Source organism: Streptomyces anandii JCM 4720, assembly GCF_014650655.1.
GTDB classification, from domain to species: domain Bacteria; phylum Actinomycetota; class Actinomycetes; order Streptomycetales; family Streptomycetaceae; genus Streptomyces; species Streptomyces anandii.
Genome location: NZ_BMVJ01000002.1, coordinates 98,888 through 103,464, shown reverse-complemented (window position 1 = coordinate 103,464; position 4,577 = coordinate 98,888). Strand labels below are relative to the sequence as shown.

At 71.0% G+C, this 4,577-nt stretch carries 5 protein-coding genes; all 5 read right to left on the bottom strand.

Annotation, left to right across the window (positions count from 1 at the left end; all coding sequences use genetic code 11):
* The coding region (nuoK, locus tag IE249_RS03595) for an NADH-quinone oxidoreductase subunit NuoK (protein WP_229857437.1) at positions 1-238 on the bottom strand (238 nt) is incomplete at its 3' end.
* A complete protein-coding gene (locus IE249_RS03590) occupies positions 235-1,077 on the bottom strand; it encodes an NADH-quinone oxidoreductase subunit J (RefSeq protein WP_189703311.1) in 843 nt (280 codons plus the stop codon). The genes IE249_RS03590 and nuoK, both read right to left, overlap by 4 nt.
* Complete coding sequence (nuoI, locus tag IE249_RS03585; protein ID WP_189703310.1) at positions 1,074-1,676, bottom strand: NADH-quinone oxidoreductase subunit NuoI; 603 nt, start codon at positions 1,674-1,676, stop codon at positions 1,074-1,076. The genes IE249_RS03590 and nuoI overlap by 4 nt, the downstream gene beginning before the upstream one ends.
* Positions 1,669-3,030 carry an NADH-quinone oxidoreductase subunit NuoH gene (gene nuoH, locus IE249_RS03580; RefSeq protein ID WP_189703309.1) on the bottom strand — a complete coding sequence of 454 codons (1,362 nt, stop codon included), beginning with the start codon at positions 3,028-3,030 and terminating at the stop codon, positions 1,669-1,671. Before nuoH ends, nuoI begins: the two co-directional genes overlap by 8 nt.
* The coding region (locus tag IE249_RS36060; protein ID WP_229857435.1) for a molybdopterin-dependent oxidoreductase at positions 3,027-4,577 on the bottom strand (1,551 nt) is incomplete at its 5' end. The genes nuoH and IE249_RS36060, both read right to left, overlap by 4 nt.

The following is a 4,577-nucleotide window of genomic DNA, read 5'->3' as shown; positions in this document are numbered from 1 at the left end:
CGATGATCGCGAGCCCGACCACGACCTCCGCTGCGGCGACGACCATCGTGAAGAAGGCGATGATCTGGCCGTCGAGGTTGCCGTGCATGCGGGAGAAGACGACGAACGCGAGGTTGCAGGCGTTCAGCATCAGCTCGATGCACATGAAGAGCACGATGGCGTTGCGCCTGATCAGCACGCCGGTGGCGCCGATCGTGAACAGCAGCGCGGCGAGATAGAGGTAGTTGACGGGGTTCACTTCGACGCCTCCTCGGGCCGCTTGAAGGTCGTCGGCTCGATCTCGGTGCGCTCCAGCCGCTCCTCGGCGCGCTGCTCCAGGGCCTTGAGGTCGTTCAGCGCCTCCGCGGAGACGTCGCGGATCTGGCCGCGGTCGCGCAGGGTCTTGCTGACCGTGAGCTCGGAGGGGGTGCCGTCGGGCAGCAGGCCCGCGATGTCCACGGCGTTGTGGCGGGCGTAGACACCGGGCGCGGGCAGCGGCGGTACGTGCGTGCCCTCGCGCACGCGCTGCTCGGACAGCTCGCGCTGGGTCTTGGCGCGCTCGGTGCGCTCCCGGTGGGTGAGCACCATGGCGCCGACGGCGGCAGTGATGAGCAGGGCGCCGGTGAGTTCGAAGGCGAAGACGTACTTGGTGAAGAGGAGGGAGGCCAGGCCCTCCACGTTGCCGCCCGAGTTGGCCCTGCCGATGCCGTTGAAGTCCTTGAGGGAGGCGTTGGCGATTCCGGCGAACAGCAGGACGCCGAAGCCGAGCCCGCACAGAAGGGCCAGCCAGCGCTGGCCCTTGATGGTTTCCCTCAGGGAGTCCGCCGCGGTCACGCCGACCAGCATCACCACGAACAGGAACAGCATCATGATCGCGCCGGTGTAGACCACGATCTGCACGATGCCCAGGAAGTAGGCGCCGTTGGCGAGGTAGAAGACCGCCAGGATGATCATGGTGCCCGCGAGGCAGAGCGCGCTGTGCACGGCCCGCTTCATGAAGACGGTGCACAGGGCGCCGATCACCGCGACGGTCCCGAGGACCCAGAACTGGAAGGCCTCTCCGGTGGAGGTGGAGTAGGCGGCGAGCTGGGCGCTCATGCGTCCACCTCCTGATCCTCGGGCCGCTCGCCCTTGGAGACGGCCACCTGGCGCTCCGTGCCGGGCGCGGCCTCGGTCACCAGGCCCCGGTAGTAGTCCTGCTCGTCGGTACCGGGGTAGATGGCGTGGGGCGTGTCGACCATGCCGTCCTCGAGGCCGGCGAGCAGCTGTTCCTTGGTGTAGATGAGGTTCGCGCGGCTGGAGTCGGCCAGCTCGAACTCGTTGGTCATCGTCAGCGCGCGCGTGGGGCACGCCTCGATGCACAGGCCGCACAGGATGCAGCGGGCGTAATTGATCTGGTACACCCTGCCGTACCGCTCGCCCGGGGAGTAGCGCTCCTCGTCGGTGTTGTCGGCGCCCTCGACGTAGATGGCGTCGGCGGGGCAGGCCCAGGCGCACAGCTCGCAGCCGACGCACTTCTCCAGGCCGTCCGGATGGCGGTTGAGCTGGTGCCGTCCGTGGAAGCGCGGAGCGGTGGTCTTCTGCTGCTCCGGGTACTGCTCGGTCAGCCGCTTCTTGAACATGGCCTTGAAGGTCACGCCGAAGCCGGCCACGGGGTTCAGGAAACCGGGCTTGGTCTCCTTGGGCTCCTCAGCCATCGGACGCCTCCTTTCCATCCAGAGATCCGTCACTGGCAGTATCCGGCCCGCCACTGACAATCAACTCCCGCTCGCGGTGCGGGCGGCGCCGCGGCACCGGCGGCAGCTCCTGCCCGGGCAGCGGCGGTACGGGGAATCCGCCGGCCATCGGGTCGAAGCCGGCCGGCTCCCCGGCCGTTTCGCCCTTCTTCCCCTTGTCGCGCAGCACGTCGACGACGAGGGACACGAGCAGCAGGGCCAGTACGGCGCCGCCTACGTAGAGGGCGATGTCGGTGAAGCCGTAGTTCTCGTTGCGCAGCGTGCGCACGGTCGCGACGAGCATCAGCCAGGTCACCGAGACCGGGATGAGGACCTTCCACCCGAGCTTCATCAGCTGGTCGTAGCGCACGCGCGGGAGGGTGCCGCGCAGCCAGATGAAGAAGAACAGCAGGAGCTGCACCTTGATCACGAACCAGAGCAGCGGCCACCAGCCGTGGTTGGCGCCCGTCCAGAAGGTGCTGATCGGCCAGGGGGCCCGCCAGCCGCCCAGGAAGAGCGTGGTCGACACGGCCGAGACGGTCACCATGTTGACGTACTCGGCGAGCATGAACATCGCGAACTTGATCGACGAGTACTCGGTGTTGAAGCCGCCGACCAGGTCGCCCTCGGACTCCGGCATGTCGAAGGGGGCGCGGTTGGTCTCACCCACCATGGTGACGATGTAGATGATGAAGGAGACCGGCAGCAGCAGGACGTACCAGCGGTCGTGCTGTTGCTGGACGATCGTCGACGTCGACATCGACCCGGAGTAGAGGAACACCGAGGCGAAGGCGGCGCCCATGGCGATCTCGTACGAGATCATCTGGGCGCAGGAGCGCAGGCCGCCCAGGAGCGGGTAGGTGGAGCCGGAGCTCCAGCCCGCGAGCACGATGCCGTAGATGCCGACCGAGGCGACCGCGAGGATGTAGAGCATCGCGATCGGCAGGTCGGTCAGCTGCATCGCGGTGCGGTGGCCGAAGACGGAGATCTCGTTGTCGGCGGGACCGAAGGGGATGACGGCGATCGCCATGAAGGCCGGGATGGCCGCGACGATCGGCGCGAGGACGTAGACCACCTTGTCCGCGCGCTTGACGACGACGTCCTCCTTGAGCATCAGCTTCACGCCGTCGGCGAGCGACTGGAGCATGCCCCAGGGGCCGTGCCGGTTGGGGCCGATGCGCAGCTGCATCCAGGCGACGACCTTGCGCTCCCAGACGATGGAGAACAGCACGGTCACCATCAGGAAGGCGAAGCAGAACACCGCCTTGATGACGACGAGCCACCAGGGGTCCGTGCCGAACATCGACAGGTTCTCTGCGGCGAGGTACGGGCTCATGCCTCCACCTCCTCGGGGGCCTCGGTCGCGCGCCGCGCCGGGCCGATGCGGACGAGGGAGCCGGGCAGCGCCCCGGTGTCGGAGGCGACGCCGGCGCCGGCCGAGTTCAGCGGGAGCCACACCACCCGGTCGGGCATCTCCGTGATCTCCAGCGGGAGTTCGAGGGTGCCCACGGGACCGGTCACGGCGAGCGGCTCGCCGTCCGCGACGCCCGCCTCGGCGGCCGTGGCGGCCGACACGCGCGCGCGTGCGGCGTGCCGGGTCCCGGCGAGCGCGTCGTCGCCCTCCTGGAGCACACCGCGGTCGAGCAGCAGCCGGTGTCCGGCGAGCACGGCCTCACCGGCGGCCGGCCGGGGCAGCACGCCCGGGCTCTCCGCGGGGCCGGTGGCGCGGGGCCCGGTCCAGGCGCCGAGCCGGTCCAGCTCGGCGTGGGCGGTGCGCAGGTCCGGCAGGCCCAGGTGCACGTCCATGGCGTCCGCGAGCATCTGCAGCACCCGCAGGTCGCCGGGGGCCAGGCGGCGGGTCATCTGGTCCGGCTTGAGCGCGGCCTCGAAGAAGCGCACCCTGCCCTCCCAGTTGAGGAAGGTGCCCGCCTTCTCGGCGACGGCCGCCACCGGGAACACCACGTCCGCGTGGGCGGTGACCTCGCTGGGCCGCAGCTCCAGCGAGACCAGGAAGCCGGCCTCGGACAGTGCGGCACGCGCGCGTGCCGGGTCGGGCAGGTCGGCGATCTCCACGCCGGCGACCACGAGCGCCTGGAGTTCGCCGGCGGCCGCGGCCTCGACGATCTGGCCGGTGTCACGGCCGTAGCGGTGCGGCAGGGTAGCCACTCCCCAGACGGCGGCGACCTCCTCCCGCGCGCGCGGGTCGGTCGCCGGGCGTCCGCCCGGCAGCAGCGACGGCAGCGCGCCGGCCTCGATCGCGCCCCGCTCGCCCGCCCGGCGCGGGATCCACACCAGTTCGGCGCCGGTCGCGGTCGCTGCCCGTACGGCGGCGGTCAGGGCGCCCGCGACGGAGGCGAGGCGCTCGCCGACGACGATCACCGCGCCCTCGGCGCGCAGCGCCTCGGCGGCCTGTGCGCCACCGGCCTCCAGGCCGACGCCGCTCGCGAGCGCGTCCAGCCACTCGGTCTCGGTGCCCGGCGCGGCCGGCAGCAGCCTGCCGCCCGCCTTCTCCAGGCCCCGGGTGGCGTGCGTGGCCAGCGCGAACACCTGCTGTCCGTGGCCACGCCAGGCCTTGCGCAGCCTCAGGAAGACCCCGGGCGCCTCCTCCTCGGACTCGAACCCGGCGAGCAGGACGGCGGGCGCCTTTTCCAGGGAGGTGTACGTGACGCCCGTACCGTCGACGTCCCGTCCGTGCCCGGCGACGCGGGCGGCCAGGAAGTCGGCCTCCTCGCCGCTGTGCACGCGCGCGCGGAAGTCGATGTCGTTGGTGTCGAGCGCGACGCGCGCGAACTTGCTGTACGCGTAGGCGTCCTCGACGGTGAGCCGGCCGCCGGTGAGGACGCCGGTGCGGCCGCGCGAGGCGAGCAGGCCCTGGGCGGCGAT